The 15,220-nt window shown below is 73.8% G+C and carries 13 protein-coding genes; 5 read left to right on the forward strand and 8 right to left on the reverse strand.

Annotation, left to right across the window (positions count from 1 at the left end):
- Positions 1 to 28: 28 nt before the first annotated feature.
- The gene (gene scy / locus ACIP4O_RS13960) at positions 29 to 4,126 is read right to left on the reverse strand and encodes a polarized growth protein Scy (RefSeq protein ID WP_401574697.1); all 4,098 of its coding nucleotides are present in this window, start codon (positions 4,124 to 4,126) and stop codon (positions 29 to 31) included.
- Positions 4,127 to 4,597: 471 nt separating this feature from the next.
- Here scy and ACIP4O_RS13965 point away from each other — a divergent pair, with 471 nt between their 5' ends.
- Positions 4,598 to 5,809 carry an acetyl-CoA C-acetyltransferase gene (locus tag ACIP4O_RS13965; protein WP_401574698.1) on the forward strand — a complete coding sequence of 404 codons (1,212 nt, stop codon included), beginning with the start codon at positions 4,598 to 4,600 and terminating at the stop codon, positions 5,807 to 5,809.
- Between the two features lie 115 nt (positions 5,810 to 5,924).
- Here ACIP4O_RS13965 and ACIP4O_RS13970 read toward each other — a convergent pair whose 3' ends face one another.
- Together ACIP4O_RS13970 and ACIP4O_RS13975 are read right to left on the reverse strand one after the other, a co-directional pair.
- Positions 5,925 to 6,275: a DoxX family protein gene (locus tag ACIP4O_RS13970; protein ID WP_401574699.1), complete on the reverse strand. Its 351-nt coding sequence runs from the start codon at positions 6,273 to 6,275 to the stop codon at positions 5,925 to 5,927.
- 73 nt (positions 6,276 to 6,348) lie between these two features.
- Positions 6,349 to 7,077 (reverse strand): PepSY domain-containing protein, encoded by a 729-nt coding sequence (locus ACIP4O_RS13975; RefSeq protein ID WP_401574700.1) that lies wholly within the window; start codon positions 7,075 to 7,077, stop codon positions 6,349 to 6,351.
- 119 nt (positions 7,078 to 7,196) lie between these two features.
- On the opposite strand from ACIP4O_RS13975, the gene ACIP4O_RS13980 reads away from it, so the two are divergent.
- The 3 genes from ACIP4O_RS13980 to ACIP4O_RS13990 all read left to right on the forward strand — a co-directional run bounded on the left by ACIP4O_RS13980 (position 7,197) and on the right by ACIP4O_RS13990 (position 10,259).
- Positions 7,197 to 7,856 carry a response regulator transcription factor gene (locus ACIP4O_RS13980; protein WP_361331716.1) on the forward strand — a complete coding sequence of 220 codons (660 nt, stop codon included), beginning with the start codon at positions 7,197 to 7,199 and terminating at the stop codon, positions 7,854 to 7,856.
- On the forward strand, positions 7,853 to 9,343 hold the full coding sequence (locus ACIP4O_RS13985) for a sensor histidine kinase (RefSeq protein ID WP_401574701.1): 1,491 nt from the start codon (positions 7,853 to 7,855) through the stop codon (positions 9,341 to 9,343). Before ACIP4O_RS13980 ends, ACIP4O_RS13985 begins: the two co-directional genes overlap by 4 nt.
- 160 nt (positions 9,344 to 9,503) lie before the next feature.
- Positions 9,504 to 10,259, forward strand: coding sequence for an SDR family oxidoreductase (locus ACIP4O_RS13990; RefSeq protein WP_401574702.1), 756 nt, complete (start codon positions 9,504 to 9,506; stop codon positions 10,257 to 10,259).
- 188 nt (positions 10,260 to 10,447) lie between these two features.
- On the opposite strand, the gene ACIP4O_RS13995 is transcribed toward ACIP4O_RS13990, so the two are convergent.
- Together ACIP4O_RS13995 and tnpA are read right to left on the reverse strand one after the other, a co-directional pair.
- Entirely contained in the window at positions 10,448 to 10,936 is a 489-nt protein-coding gene (locus ACIP4O_RS13995; RefSeq protein ID WP_361333669.1) for a MarR family transcriptional regulator, read from the reverse strand.
- A 294-nt stretch (positions 10,937 to 11,230) separates the two neighbouring features.
- Positions 11,231 to 11,647, reverse strand: coding sequence for an IS200/IS605 family transposase (tnpA, locus tag ACIP4O_RS14000; protein WP_401574703.1), 417 nt, complete (start codon positions 11,645 to 11,647; stop codon positions 11,231 to 11,233).
- 25 nt (positions 11,648 to 11,672) lie between these two features.
- On the opposite strand from tnpA, the gene ACIP4O_RS14005 reads away from it, so the two are divergent.
- Positions 11,673 to 12,890, forward strand: coding sequence for an RNA-guided endonuclease InsQ/TnpB family protein (locus tag ACIP4O_RS14005; RefSeq protein WP_401574704.1), 1,218 nt, complete (start codon positions 11,673 to 11,675; stop codon positions 12,888 to 12,890).
- Positions 12,891 to 12,948: 58 nt separating this feature from the next.
- Here ACIP4O_RS14005 and ACIP4O_RS14010 read toward each other — a convergent pair whose 3' ends face one another.
- Genes ACIP4O_RS14010 through ACIP4O_RS14020 form a run of 3 tightly spaced genes read right to left on the reverse strand, consistent with a single transcriptional unit; the run spans position 12,949 to position 15,058 of the window.
- Positions 12,949 to 13,773, reverse strand: coding sequence for an AIM24 family protein (locus ACIP4O_RS14010; protein ID WP_401574705.1), 825 nt, complete (start codon positions 13,771 to 13,773; stop codon positions 12,949 to 12,951).
- Complete coding sequence (locus ACIP4O_RS14015) at positions 13,770 to 14,420, reverse strand: AIM24 family protein (protein ID WP_401574706.1); 651 nt, start codon at positions 14,418 to 14,420, stop codon at positions 13,770 to 13,772. The genes ACIP4O_RS14010 and ACIP4O_RS14015 overlap by 4 nt, the downstream gene beginning before the upstream one ends.
- Entirely contained in the window at positions 14,420 to 15,058 is a 639-nt protein-coding gene (locus ACIP4O_RS14020; protein WP_361333664.1) for an AIM24 family protein, read from the reverse strand. The genes ACIP4O_RS14015 and ACIP4O_RS14020 overlap by 1 nt, the downstream gene beginning before the upstream one ends.
- Positions 15,059 to 15,220: the final 162 nt, after the last annotated feature.

Below are 15,220 nucleotides of genomic sequence, written 5' to 3' on the forward strand. Positions count from 1 at the left end.
GACGCCGTGCGCCCTCCTGACACTGTGACTACCGCTCCGTCTGCTTTCCACCCGAACGAGTCGATCCGGCCACGGCCCCCGCCTTGACGCCGCTCTGCGCGTCCCGGCCGCCCGCACCCTTCCCGGACCCCTCGCCCGGCCCGCCGGCGTTCTTGCCGCCCGGGGCCTCGAAGTTCTCCAACGCCTCCAGTACGTCCTGGACACGGCCGATCTCGGCATTGATGTCCTGCCGCCGCCGCACCAGGATGTCCAGTTCGCGCTGCCCCTCCGCCGTGATCCGCTCCGCCTCCGCCTTCGCGTCGGCGACGAGCCGGTCGGCGAGCCCCTCCGCCTCGGTCTTCTTCTGACCGGCCTCCTTCAGGAGCGTCTCGGCCTTCTTGACCGCGGCGATCCTGACCTTCCCGGCCTCCGAGTTGGCGTCCGCGAGGAGGTCCTTCGCCTTCGACTCCGCCTCGGCGAGCTGCTCCTCGGCCGCCTTGACGAGCGCGTCGCAGCGCTCGCCCGCCGTGCGCATCGCCTCCGCCGACTCGCGACGTGCCCGCTCGTGCAGCTCCTCGATCTCCGCCGTGATCCGCTCGCGCAGCTCCTCGGCCCGCTCCCGCACCCGCGTCGCGTCACCGCGCGCCCCGACGAGGAGTTCGTCCGCGTCCGCGCGCGCCTTCTCGACCGCCGCGTGGCCCTCGGCACGGCCCTCGGCGACGACCCGCTCGGCCTCCGAGCGCGCCGCGCCCACCATCCGGTCGGCCTGCTCCTCGGCGTCCGTCGTCGTCTTGAGCGCCGCTTCGAGCGCCTCGTTCGACAGCTTCTCGGCCTCCGCGCTCGCCTCCGAGACGAGCCTGTCGACCTGCTCGGCGGCCTCGGTGCGCCGCTTGTTCGCCTCCGCGCGCGCCTCGTCGAGCAGCCGCTGCGCCTCCGCGCGGGCCTCGCTCCGCGCCCGCTCCGCCTCCTCGGCCGTACGGGCCGTCAGCTCCGCCGCGCGCTCCTTCGCGGCGCGCTCGGCCTCACGGGCCTCGGCGGCGGCCGACTCGGCCTCGCCGCGCAGCCGTTCGGACGTGTTCTTCGCCTCGATGAGCAGCCGCTCGGACTCGTCCTTGGCGCGTGTGAGCCGCCGGTTCGCCTCCGCCGTCGCGCCGACGACCTCGCGCTCGGCCTCGGCCGCCGCCTCCTCGCGCTGCCGCGTCGTCTCCGCCGCGACCCGCGCCGTCAGCTCCTCGGCCTCGGTGCGCGCTCCCGCCAGGAGCGTGTCGGCCGCCTCGGCCGCCTCCGTACGGATACGGTGCGCGTCCTCGCGGGCCTCGGCCCGCGCCGCCTGCGCCTCGCGCTCGGCGTTCTCGCGCTCCCCGGCCAGCGCGGCCCGGACCTGCTCCGCGTGCCGCTCGGTCGCCGTGCGCAGTTCCTCGGCGGCCTGCTCGGTCTCCGTACGCAGCGCCTCGGCGGCCTGCTCGGTCCCGGTCCGCAGCGCTTCGGCCGCCTGCTCCGACTCCGTCCGCAGTCGCTCGGCCGTCTCCTGCGCCCCGGTCCGCAGCCGCTCGGCCTCCTCGGCCGCCTCGCGCACCGTGTGCTCGGCCAGCTCGGTGGCCTGCGTGCGCTCCTCGCGTGCCTCGGCCCGCAGGCGCGCCGCGTCCTCGCCCGCCCGCTCGCGCTCCGCGTAGGCGTCCGCGCGGACCCGGTCGGCCTCCTCCTGTGCCTCGCTCCGCGTGCGCTCCGCCGCGTGCTCCGCCGCCGAGCGCAGCCCCCTGGCGGCCTCCTCGGCCCGCTCCTCTATCCCCGCGACGGCCTCGCGCGCCTGCTGCGCGGACTGCTCCGCCGCCGCGACCAGCTCGCCTGCCCGGGTCTCCGCCTCCTCGACGAGCCGGACCGCCTCGGCCTCCGCCTCCTCGACCCGCGTACGCGCCTTGGTGAGCAGCTCCTCGGCCCGCTCGCGGGCCCGCTCCCGCTCCTCGCCCGCCTCGGTACGCGCCGACTCCAGCGTCTCCTCGGCCGTGCGCCGCCGCCGCTCGGCCTCCTCCTGCGCCGCGGCCAGCTCCTCGGCCGCCTGCGTCGTGACGCGCTCGGCCGCCGCGCTCGCCTCGGCGCGCAGCCGCTCGCCGGTCTCGCGGGCCTCGTTGCGGACCCGTGCCGCCTCGGTCTCGGCCTCCGCGCGCAGCCGTACGGCGGTCTGCTCCGCCTCGGCCCGCGAGGCCGCGACCTCCGCGGCCGCCTCGGTGCGCAGCCGCTCCGCCTCGGCCTCGGCCTCCTCGCGCACCGCCCTGGCCCGCTCGGCCGCCTCGGCCCGTACCTTCTCCGCGTCCTCCGCGCTCGCCGCGCGCAGCCGCTCCGCCTCCGCGCGCGCCTCGCTGAGCGCCTCCTCGGCGCTCCCGAGCCGCTGTTCGGCCTCGGCCCGCAGGCGGGTCAGCTCCTCGGCCGCGTCGTCCTTGAGCGCCTGCGCCGCCCGCTCCGCCTCGGCGCGCAGCTCCGCCGCGTCCTCCTCGGCCCGCGTCCGCTCCGCCGCACCGCGCTCGGCGGCCTCCGTCGTCAGCCGCTCCGCCTCGGTGCGCGCCTCGGCGAGCAGCTCCTCGGCCTGCTCGCGCAGCGCGCGGGCCTTCTGCTCGCCCTCCGCGCGCGCCTTCTCGGCGTCCTCGGCCGCCGTGCCGCGCAGCTCCTCGGCATCCGAACGCGCCTTGGTCAGCAGCTCCTCGGCCCGCCCCGCGGCCTCCTCGATCTGCTGCACCGCCTCGCGGCGCGCCTCGCCCCGGATGCGCTCGCCCTCGGCGACCGCGTCGGCGCGCAACTGCTCGGCCTCGCCGCGCAGCCGCCGTGCCTCCTCCTGGAGTTCGACGGTCCGCGCCCGGTACTCCTTCGTGTCGTCCTTCGCCGCCCCGCGCAGCTCGTCGGCCGCCGACTCGGCCTCGGCGCGCAGCCGTTCGGCCTCGGCCTGCGCCTCGCCCTTGATCCGCTCGGCCTCCTCGGAGGCGGAGCCGGTCGTCGCGCGCGCGTCCTCCTCGGCCTTGTGCAGCACCTCCTCGGCACTGCGCGCCGCCTTCGCGAGCGCGGCGGCCGCGTCCTCGGCGGCGGAGCTGCGGGCCTTCTCGGCCGCTTCGGCGAGCACCCGCTCCGCCTCGGCGACGGCCTCGTCCCGCTCCCGTACCGCGTCCGCCTTGAGCGCCTCGGCCTCCTTGGTGGCCTCGCTCACCAGGCGCGCGATCTGCTCCTTGGCGGTACGGGTGCGCAGTTCGTTGTCCGCCTCGACGGTCGACAGGACCTTCGCGGCCCGCTCGTCGGCCTCGCCCGTGACCTTCTCGGCCGCGGTCCGCGCCTCGCGCAGCGCCCGCTCCGCCTCCGCGAGGCGCTCCTCGGCGGCCCGCGCCTGCTCGGTGGCCTGCCGGCGCGCCTCCTCCGTCTCGCTCACCGCGGACGTACGCAGCCGCTCGGCGTGCTCGGTGGCCTCCTGCGCCTGCGCGGCGGCCGAGGAGAGCAGCCGCTCCGCCTCGGCGCGCGCCCGGCGCACCAGGGCGTCCGCCTCGGTCCGGGCGCTGTCCGCCTCGCCGCCGATGCGCTGCCTGGTCTCCTCGACGACGCGCTGCGCCTCCGCCCGGGCGGCGGCGAGCGCGCGCTCGGACTCGGCGCGCGCCTCGTCCACGAGCTGCCGGGCCTGCGCCTCGCTGCGGGCGCGCAACTGCTCGGCCCAGGCGACGTTCTCGTTGACGTGGGACTCGACGGTCGCGCGGCGCTCGGCCAGCTCCTGGTCGAGCTGCTGGCGCCTGCTCGTCGCCTCCTGGTGCAGCTCCGCCTGGAGCCGCGCCTGCTGTTCCGCGTGCTCCTGGAGGAGGCGCTGGGTACGGGAACGGGCCTCGCGCAGCTCGCGCTCGGCGTCGATGCGCAGCTGGTCGGCCTGCATCTGCGCGGTGCGCAGCATCTGCTCGGCCTGGTAGGCGATGTCGCCGTTCTCGTACCGAGGACGGAGCGCGAGCGCGCGCCGCGCCTCGTGCAGCTTGGCGCGCAAGACCTCGACCTGGTAGCCGAGGTCGTCGGCGTGCTGGACGGCCTTCTCCCGATCGGTCTTCAGCCGTTTCATCTCGGCTTCGAACCGTGAGAGGTGGTCGTCGTCAGCAGCTTGGTGGCTCTCCTGGCGTTCGTAGCCCCGCACCGCGCGGTCCCATCCGTCCCCTGGTCGTGACACTCCGAGCGAGCCCGCCCGCCCTTCGGACGTGCTCCGGTCCTGCGGGGACCCGTCCGGCGGACCGGTTCCCTTCGTGCGGGTGCCCGCCCGGCGGACGCGCTCCCGTCTTCCGGGGAATGGTGTCAGACAGCCGCCCCGGCGCGCACCGTCGCCCCGACACCGCCCCTGCCACCCGGACCCCGGCCCGCGACCTCGCGGACGCGGCCGCGAGGCCGGGCCCACGGTCGCGACCGGGAGCCGGGTGCCAACCCTACCGGCACCCCTATCCGGAGGTCAGTCCTCCGTCGGCTTCCGGCCGATGAACCCGCCGGTCCCGCCGCGCCGGGACGCGGCCGCGTCGTGCGCCCCGTCACACGCCCTGGCCGGTGACCGCCCGCTCACCGCTCAGTACATTGAGGTAAACCCTCGTTCACTCTCACTGCATAGGGGCTGTGCGTCATGGCCGGAACAGCTGGAACCCAGGGCACCACATCGGTGATCGTCGCGGGCGCCCGCACCCCGATGGGGCGTCTCCTCGGCTCGCTCAAGACCCTCTCGGGCGCCGATCTCGGCGGCTTCGCGATCAAGGCGGCGCTGGAGCGGGCCGGGATCGGCGGGGAGCAGGTCCAGTACGTGATCATGGGCCAGGTGCTCCAGGCGGGCGCCGGGCAGATCCCGGCCCGCCAGGCGGCCGTCAAGGCCGGCATCCCGATGAGCGTGCCCGCGCTCACCGTCAACAAGGTGTGCCTCTCCGGGCTCGACGCGATCGCGCTCGCCGACCAGCTCATCCGCGCCGGTGAGTTCGACATCGTCGTGGCGGGCGGCCAGGAGTCCATGACCAATGCCCCGCACCTGCTCCCGAACTCCCGCGCGGGCCACAAGTACGGCGCGATCGAGATGCTCGACGCGATGGCCCACGACGGGCTCACCGACCCCTTCGAGAACATCGCGATGGGCGAGTCCACCGAGAAGCACAACACCCGCCTCGGCATCACGCGCGCCCCGCAGGACGAGTTCGCCGCGCTGAGCCACCAGCGCGCCGCCGCCGCACAGAAGAACGGGATCTTCGAGGCGGAGATCACACCCGTCGAGATCCCGCAGCGCAAGGGCGAGCCCGTCCTCGTCGCCACGGACGAGGGCGTACGGGCCGATACGACCGTCGAGACGCTCGGCAAGCTGCGCCCGGCCTTCGCCAAGGACGGCACGATCACCGCGGGCACCGCCTCGCAGATCTCCGACGGTGCCGCGGCCGTCGTCGTGATGAGTCGCGCCAAGGCCGAGGAACTGGGCCTCGAATGGCTCGCCGAGATCGGCGCGCACGGCAATGTCGCGGGCCCGGACAACTCCCTCCAGTCGCAGCCGTCGAACGCGATCCGGCACGCGCTCTCCAAGGAGGGCATCGGCGTCGAGGACCTCGACCTCATCGAGATCAACGAGGCGTTCGCCGCCGTCGCCGTGCAGTCGATGGCCGACCTCGGCGTCACCCCGGAAAAGGTCAACGTCAACGGCGGTGCCATCGCCCTCGGCCACCCGATCGGCATGTCCGGCGCCCGCCTCGCCCTCCACCTCGCCCTGGAGCTCAAGCGGCGCGGCGGCGGCGTGGGCGCCGCGGCCCTGTGCGGGGGCGGCGGGCAGGGCGACGCGCTGGTGCTGCGGGTCCCGAAGAACTAAGGAGAGCGGCGGGACGGTGAAGGGGCGGACCCCGTGCGGGGGGTCCGCCCCTTCACCGTTCGCCCGCCCGCCCGCCCGCCCGTTCGGCCGCCCGCCCGCCCGTTCCGCGCCCGGCTCACGCGGCCGGCGTGATGACCAGCACCGCCACGCACAGCACGAGCATCCCGCTCGCGTTCAGGAAGAGGTTGCGCCCGAAGTCCCGCGCCCTTACGTGCGCGCCGATCGCGAGCAGGAAGTAGAGGACGAGCGCCGCCGAGGTCAGGACCGCGAGCGGCTGCCACCGGATTCCGGCCACGAGCCCGGCCGCCGACGCCGTCTTCACCACCGGGAGCAGCGGCCACCAGCGGCGCGGCAACCCGACGTCGGTGAGGCAGTCGCGGACGAAGTCCACCGGACGCAGGCTGAGCACGGCATCGACGAGCTGGACGAGCGCGAGGGCGAGAAGCGCGAGGTGTGTCCCTTGCATGACGGACCTCCGGGGCGGCGAGCGGGTGCTTCGCCAGGCTGACCGGGCGGCGCGGGGAAACGTGACAGGCGCGTCAGTCGTCGCTCTCGTGCGTCACCTTCGCCCCGTCGAGCGCCACGGACCACTCCGCCCCCTCGGGCCCCGTCTCCACGCTCCAGTACCCGTTCCCCTCGTCCTCCAGATCGACGGAGACCACCGTGCCCTTCGCGGCGGCGGCGCGGGCGGCCCGCGCGGCGCTCGTGGCGTCCCCGGTCAGGAGGTCCTTGGCGGTCCGTACGTCGTCCGCCTCGCCGCGCTCCGCGTGCGCGGCGAGGACCTTGCCGCTCGACGGCGAGACGTCGACGTGCCGGAGCGTCCCGGAGCGGTCGAGGATCTCGACCTCCCACACGAGGCGCCCGTCGTGGTCGTCGTCGATCTCGGCCGAGACGGCGCGGCCCGGGGTGCGGGCGAGCGCGGCGGCGAGGGCGTCGGGCGCCGACAGCTTCCGCGCGGCGGCGGCCTCCGCCTTGTGCTCGTCGGCGTCGTGGGCGCGCTCGCGGGCGTCGTCGTCGCGGTCGTCGCTGTCGCTTCCGTCGTTGTCGTCGTTGTCGTCGCGCGCCGTGTCGGCTGCGCCGGTACGGGCGAGCCCCGCCTGCTGGTGCTCCGCCTGCTGGCCGGTGCTCGCCTCCGTACCCGTACCGGAGGCCGCGGACGTACCGCCGTCACCTCCGAGGGACGCGGCGGCGACTCCGCCACCGGCCGCGAGGACGACGGCGGCGGCGAGGGCGGCGAGTACGGGCTTGCGCGGCGTCTTGCGCTGCATGAGGAACCTCCTGCGGGAGCGGGCTTTCGCTGACCTGGCTCACTGTTGCCCGCGCCGCCTGAAGGCTTCCTGAAGCTTCCTGAAGGCCGCTTCAGGGAGGATTTGGCAGGCTGTGCGTCATGCGCCTGCTGATCGTGGAGGACGAACGCCGCCTCGCCCGCTCCCTCGCCCTGGGTCTCGGTGCCGAGGGCTACGCCGTGGACGTCGCGCACGACGGGACCGAGGGCCTGCACCGGGCGACCGAGGGCGGCTACGACCTGATCGTCCTCGACATCATGCTTCCCGGCATGAACGGCTACCGCGTCTGCGCCGCCCTCCGCGCCGCGGGCGACGACACCCCGATCCTCATGCTCACCGCGAAGGACGGCGAGTACGACGAGGCCGAGGGGCTCGACACCGGCGCCGACGACTACCTCACCAAGCCGTTCTCGTACGTCGTCCTACGCGCCCGCGTCAAGGCGCTGCTGCGCCGCCGCGCCACCGCGGCGCCGCCCGTACGCGAACTCGGCGCCCTCCGGCTCGACACGGGCGCGCGCCGCGTCCGCCTCGCGGGCGAGGAGATCCCGCTCACGGCCAAGGAGTACGCGGTGCTCGAACACCTCGTGCTGCGCGCCGGGCAGGTCGTCTCCAAGGCCGACATCCTCGAACACGTCTGGGACTTCGCCTACTCCGGCGATCCCAACATCGTCGAGGTCTACGTGAGCACGCTGCGCCGCAAGCTCGGCGCCGGCCTCATCCGCACCGTGCGCGGCGCCGGGTACCTCCTGGAGCGCCCGTGAGGCGCTTCTTCGGCTCCGTACGGGGCCGGGCCACCGTCGCCGCGACGCTCGTCGTCGCCGTCGTCCTCGTCGCCGCGGGCACCGCCGTCGTCCTCTCGCTGCGCGCCAACCTCATCGACCGCGCGGGCGCCGACGCCGAGTCCGCGGCGCGCGAGGTCGCCGCGCGCCTCGCGACCGGCACCGCCTGGGACGCGCTCGACCTCCCCGACGATGACGACGAACCCGTCCAGATCGTGGACGGCACGGGCCGGGTACGGGCCGTCAGCGAGGACCTGGAATCCGTCAGCGGTACGGGGACGAGCGACGTCAAGCCGTCCGCCGGGCCCGCGCCCGCGCGCGGCACGCTCGACGACGACGCCCACCTGAGCAGCGGCGAGGCCGTCATCGACGGGGACCGGGGCACGTACCGGTGGGCGGCGATCGAGGTGAAGCCGCAGGTGAGCGGGGACGACGGGGACGGCCGGGACGACGGCGCCGCGGGGGAGGACCGGGACGAGGGCGGGGACTCCTCGGGCGGTGAGGAGGCGGACTCCCCGGGTGGCGACGACGACGCGCGGACGTTCACCGTCTTCGCGGGGGCGCCGCTCGACGCCGCCGACAGCGCCGTGCGCACCGCGCTCACCGCCATGCTCATCGGGCTGCCCGTCCTGCTCGTCGTCGTCGCCGCCGTCACCTGGACCGTGACCGGGCGCGCCCTGCGCCCCGTCGAGGGCATCCGCGCCGAACTCGACGCCATCACGGGCTCGCGCGACCTCGCGCGCCGCGTCCCCGAACCCGCGACGCACGACGAGATCGCCGCCCTGGCACGTACCACCAACGCGACGCTCACCGCGCTCGAAGCCGCCGTCGACAAACAGCGCCGCTTCGTCGCCGACGCCTCGCACGAGCTGCGCAGCCCCATCGCCTCGCTCCGCACACAGCTCGAAGTGGGCGCGGAGCACCCGGAGCTGCTCGACCTCGACGGCGCGGTGGAGGACACCGTACGGCTCCAGCACCTCGCCGCCGACCTGCTGCTCCTCGCCCGGCTCGACGCGGGGGAGCGGCCCCCCGACCGCCCCGTGCGGCTCGCGGACCTCGTCGCGCGCGAGGCGGCGGAGCACGGCCTGCGCGCCCTGATCGAACCGGAACGGGCGGACGGCTACGAGGTACGCGGCTCGGCACCCCAACTGGGGCGCGTCCTCGGCAACCTCCTCGACAACGCCCGCCGCCACGCCCGCTCCGACGTCGCCCTCAGCCTGCGCCAGGAAGGCGCCGAGGCGGTCGTGACGGTGTCCGACGACGGCCCCGGCGTCCCGCCCGCCGAACGCGAGCGCGTCTTCGAGCGCTTCGTCCGCCTCGACGACGCCCGCACGCGCGACGAGGGCGGCGCGGGCCTGGGCCTCGCCATCGCCCGCGACGCGGCCCACCGCCACGGGGGCTCGCTGGTGGTGGACGAACGGCGCGGCGGGGGAGCGGAGTTCGTGCTGCGGGTGCCGCTGGCGGGGTGAGGCGGGGTGGCGGCACGGGGGCGTGCCGCGTGAGGCCGGGCGGGGCGCGGGGCCGGGGTGGCGCGAGGGGTGAGACAAGGCGGTGGTGGATCGGGGCCCTGGAGGATTCGCCATCCCGGTACTAGCGTCGGCCCCCTGTTGCCGGACGAGAGGGGGCGCCGTGACGGGTGCGGAGGGTGTGCTGGCGGGGAAGAACGCCGTGGTCACCGGGGGGTCGCGGGGGATCGGCCGGGCCGTCGTGGAACGACTGTGCCGCGACGGCGCGCGGGTCGTCCTCACGTACCGGCGGGAGCGGGAAGCGGCCGACGAGGTGTGCGCGGCGGTACGGGCCGGGGGCGGGCAGGCGTACGCCGTGCGGCTCGACCTCGCCGACGCGGCGGCCACCGAGCAGGCCATGGCGGCGGCCGAGGCGCGCCTCGGCGGACTCGACATCCTCGTCAACAACGCGGCGCGCACGTCCGCCCGGCTGCCGCTCGCGGAGACCGGCACGGAGCACTTCGACGAGGTGCTGACCGTCAACACCCGCGCGGTCTTCCTCACCACGCGCTACGCGGCCCGCCATCTGCGCGACGGCGGCCGGATCATCACCGTCTCGACGGCGAACACCGTGCGCCCGGGGCCGGGCATCGCCCCGTACGTGATGAGCAAGGGCGCGGTCGAGCAGCTCATGGCCGTCGCCGCCCACGAGCTCGGGGCCCGGGGCATCACGGCGAACACCGTCTCGCCCGGCGCGACCGACACGGACATGCTGCGCGGCGCCAACCCGCCCGAGGCGCTCGCCGCCGTCCCGGCCATGACCCCGCTCGCCCGCCTCGGCACCCCGTCCGACATCGCCGACGTCATCGCTTTCCTCGCGGGCCCGGACGGGCGCTGGATCACGGGGCAGAACGTACGCGCGACGGGCGGACTGGCCTGAGGCGGCCGGGGCGGGAGGTGCGCGGCCGGGGGCGGGGACGGGGGTGCCTGCGGCGGGCGGTGCCTGGCGTGGGCGGTGCCTGAGGTGGGCCGTGGGTCGTGGGTCGTGGCTGGGGTCGGCCGCGCCTGAGCTGGATGGGTGGCGGGGCCGGGGCCGGGGGCGTCGGCTCGGCGGGTGGCGTGCCCGGCTCAGCGGGCTTCGCGCACCTCGCGCAGCCCCTCGGCGATCGGCCGGAGGTAGCTGTGCAGTGTCGTGAGCTGCTCGGGGGTGAGCCGGTCGATGAAGTGGCGGCGCACCGAGGCCACGTGGTGGGGGGCGACCTCGCGCATCGTCGTCAGGCCCGGCTCGGTGAGCACGGCGAAGAGGCCGCGCCGGTCGGACTCGCAGTTCTCCCTGCGGACGAGGCCCGCCTTCTCCAGACGGGTGATCTGGTGCGAGAGGCGGCTCTTGGACTGGAGGGTCGCGGCGGCGAGATCGCTCATCCGCACCCGGTGCTCCTCGGCCTCCGAGAGGTTCACCAGGATCTCGTAGTCGTTCATGGTGAGCCCGAACGGCTGGAGATCGCGTTCGAGCTGGTGGGTGAGGAGCCGGTTGACTTCCAGGTGGGTGCGCCAGGCGCACTGCTCGTCCTGGCTGAGCCACGGCGTGGCCTCGCTCGTCGTCTTCTCCGTGTCCATGAGAACACTCTACCGAAGAAGTTGAAAACCGAACGAAACCCGTGACGTGAGCTGTCCCACGAGCCGCCACACTAACCCCGTACCCCCGCCCGAGGACCTCGTTCGTCTCGCGCGCCGCCCGCGCCCCCCCGCTACCGGGATCTATTCGCGGTGCTCCGGCCTTCAGGCCGGGGGTGCAGCGAATCTGCCGGTGTGACGCGGAGTGTCACCGTAACGGGTCCGGCGTAGCCGGGCGGAGGTATGCCGCCTGCGGCGCGGAGCGCCGCGAGGCTTCCCGGCGGAGCCGGGCGATGCTCACCCGGGCCGGTTCTGCTGCTCGATGTACTGCCTGACCACGGACAGCGGGGCGCCGCCGACGGTGCCGGCGAAGTAGGAGCCGGACCAGAGCTTGTTGGCCCGCCAGTAGTGGCGCACCAGGTCGGGAAACTCCTGGCGCAGGCGGCGAGAGGAGACACCCTTGAGGGAGTTGACCAGTTTGGTGACGGCGACCTTGGGTGGAAAGTTCACCAGCAAGTGGACGTGGTTGTTCCCGCCGTTGAACTCCACCAGCTCGCACTCGAAGTCCGCGCACACGGACCGCATGATCTCCTCCACACGCCGCAGGTGGGCGTCAGTGAACACCCTGTGCCGGAACTTGGTCACGAAGACCAAGTGGACATGCATCGCGAATGTGCAGTGCCGACCAGTTCTGATCTTCTGCATCTCACCCATAACCCAAGTATGTATCGTGGCCGGCATGCAGCTTCGGTACAGCTTCCGCCTGTACCCGAACGCCGTCCAGCAGGCCGCGTTGGCGAGGGCGTTCGGGTGCGCCCGCGTCGTGTTCAACGACACGGTCCGCGCCCGCGAGAACGCCCGGGCGGCCGCGGAGCCGTTCCCGAAGATCGGGGAACTGTCCACACGGCTGATCACCCAGGCCAAGCAGACGAGGGAACGCTCCTGGCTGGGCGAGGTCTCCGCCGTGGTGCTCCAGCAGTCCCTGCGGGACGCCGAGAGCGCGTACCGCAACTTTTTCGCCTCCCTCACCGGCACCCGCAAGGGCCCGAAGCTCGGCCCGCCCCGCTTCAAGTCCCGCAAGGACAGGCGGCAGTCGATCCGGTTCACCGCGAATGCCCGCTGGAAGATCACCGACGCGGGCCGCCTCGACCTGCCGAAGATCGGTGCGGAGAAGGTGAAATGGTCCCGCGCCCTGCCCGTCACACCGTCCTCGGTGACCGTGATCAAGGACGCGGCAGGACGGTTCTTCGCCTCCTTCGTCATCGACACCGATCCCGCCACCGAACGTCTGCCGCGGACCGAGAACACCATCGGCATCGACCTCGGCCTGACCCACTTCGCCGTCCTGTCCGACGGCACGAAGATCGACTCCCCGCGGTTTCTGCGCCGCGCGGAGAAGAAGCTGAAGAAGGCCCACAAAGAGCTGTCCCGCAAACAGAAGGGTTCCAAGAACCGGACCAAGGCCCGCCTCAAGGTCGCCCGCGCCCACGCGAAAGTCGCCGACGCGCGCCGTGAGTTCCACCACCAGCTCTCCACGAAGCTGTTCTCCGAGAACCAAGGGATCGCCGTGGAGAACCTGTCGGTGGCCGGACTGGCACGCACCAGGCTGGCCAAATCCGTGCACGACGCGGGCTGGTCACAGTTCATCAACATGCTCGCCTACAAGGCCGAGCGGTACGGCCGCACGCTGGTCAAAATCAGCCGGTTCGAACCGACCAGCCAGATCTGTTCGACCTGCGGCCACCGCGACGGGCCCAAACCCCTGAGCGTGCGGGAATGGACCTGCGGCGCCTGCGGCACCCGCCACGACCGGGACACCAACGCAGCGATCAACACCAAGACGGCCGCCGGACTGGCGGCATCGGCCTGCGGAGCGCCGGTAAGACCAGGAGCGATCCCGGCACAGCGCGAAGAAACAGGAAGCCACGGATTCCCGACCGGAAACCGTGCCGCGTAGCGGCACGGCAACCCGTCAAGGAAGGCCAGAATTCTCGCCCTTCAGGGCGAGGAGCATGTCAAAAGCCGAACCTCCGCTGAATGTCCCCCAGCTGCCCCGGCATCCTGGGCAGGCCCTGCGACCCGCCCGCCCCGCCCGGCGCGTGGCCGGGCATGCCCGGGCGGCCCGGGGCCCCGCCGCCCGGTACCCCGGGCTCGGCGGGGGCCGTGCCGATGTCCTTCTCCGCCATGAGCTGCTCGCTCGACTGGAGGAGGACGGTGCCGGCCCCGACGAACTCGAACTGGTGCTCCTCGCCGGAGGCGCCGCCCAGCCCGGTGAGGGCGCGGACGCCACCGAGGAAACCGCTCAGGTAGCCGTGGTCGTAGTGGTGGCACGGCGAGGGGCAGTCCGCCCAGCCCACGAGCGCCTGCGGGTCGACGCGCAGTGGTGGCTCCATGAAGACGACCGGGCCATTGGACGCGGCGATGAACTTCCCGGTGCCGATGAGGGTCAGGAAGCCGGGCACGATCGACTGCTTGAGCGCGAGGCTCGGCTCGTAGGCGAGGAGGTTGCCCGAGCGGACCGTGAGGTTGCCGTCCTCCAGGTCGAAGCTGTTGACGTCGAAGGCCCGGTCCGCGAGGAGCATCTTCCCCTCGCCCTCCGCCACGACCCAGTCGCTCGCGTGCAACGGCGAGTGGAAACTCGTCCGCAGCAGCCGGTCGAAGCGCCCGCTGCCGATGCCGTCGAAGGAGATCCGCCCGTAGTAGGCGATCATCTTCCCCTTTTGGAGGAACCACTGCGAGCCCCGCAGCTCCACGCAGAACGTGTACGCGTTGACGTTGTCGTCCGAGGGCAACGTGTGCGGGTCGAGGACGGGGGTGCCGTCGGGAACGAGCGGGTTCACAGCTTCTCCTCCGATGCCTGCACGAAGACCGCGCCCTGCCCCGACAGCTCCAGCTGGAAGGCCTCGCCCGAGCCCCGGCCCACCATGTCGCGCCAGCCGAGGGCCGTGGACAGCTTGTTCCGTACCTCGCCGTAGTGCGCCACGTACGCCTGCGGATCGACGTGCACGGAGCGCCCCGGCGTGATCGGCAGCTCGATGACCCCGCCGTGCGCCATGACCGCGACGGCGCCGTGCCCCTTGAGCGTCGTCGTGAAGAGGCCCTGACCCGTCACCTGGCCGCGCACCATCCCCATCACACCGCCCTGCGCGCCGAGGAAGAGCGTGCCCTGCTGGAGCGAGCCGTCGAAGGCGAGCAGCCGGTCCGCCTCGACGCACAGGGTGTCGCCCGAGAGGTTGACGACCTGCACGTGGTGCCCGCCGTGCCCGAAGAGCACCGTCCCGTGGCCCTCGACCGTCATGAGCGGCGTCGCCTCGCCCGCGACCCGCCGCCCGATCATCGACATGACCCCGCCCTGGCCGCCGCCCACGTTCGGCGTGAAGCTCACCTCGCCCCGGTACGCGAGCATCGCGCCCCGCTGGCTGAAGAGCCGCTGCCCCGGCAGCACCTGCGCCTCGACCATCTTCGAGTTGATCTCGCTGAACGGCATCAGAGGTCACCCCCGAACGTCTTCCGCTCGCTCGGCTGCACCCACACGACACCCTCGCCCTCGAAGCGGATCTGGAACGCCTCGCCGCCCCCTTCGCCCATCACCGTCCGGAAGTTGACGCCGGACTGGAAGTGCTGGCGCAACTGCCCCTGGTGCGCCACGTACGCCCCGGGGTCGACCTGGAGCGGGTACGCGGAGCTGACCCGCAGCGCCATCGCGGGCCCGTCCGAGAGCAGCGCCGCCTGCCCGCTCCCCTCGACCGTCGTCGTGAAGAGCCCCTGCCCCTGGCTCGCGCCGCGCAGCCCCGTGAACGTCGTCCCCGTGCGCAGCCCGGCGTCCGTGCACAGCAGATTGCTCGCCTCCACGTACAGCGTCTCGCCGCGCAGGCTCACCACGCTGATCTCCGTCGCCTTGTCCGCGAACCAGCACGTCCCCTCGCCGCGCACCTCCATCACCTCCATCTGCTCCCCCGTGAGCCGCCGCGTGACCATGCCGCGCAGCCCGTCGCCGCCGCCGGAGAGCTTCTTGAAGTTCATCCGGCCGTCGTACGCGACCATCGAGCCGTTCTTCGCGCGCACGGCGTCGCCGCTGAGCTGGACGGCGAGCACTTTGCTGCCTTGGAGTCGGAGGTGAGCCACGCCTTCGAAGGTACTGGGCGCGGGGCGCTCCCGGGAGCCGTTTCGACCCTGAATCACCCCGGAGATCCGACCCCGAGAGACCTCAGGGGCGCGCGGGGCGCGGGGGAGGCGTGCGGGGCTGCCGGGGGTGGTGCGTGAGCGGAGCCACCCCACCCCCATCCC

Source organism: Streptomyces sp. NPDC088923 (assembly GCF_044749745.1).
In the GTDB taxonomy this organism is placed as follows: Bacteria; Actinomycetota; Actinomycetes; order Streptomycetales; family Streptomycetaceae; genus Streptomyces.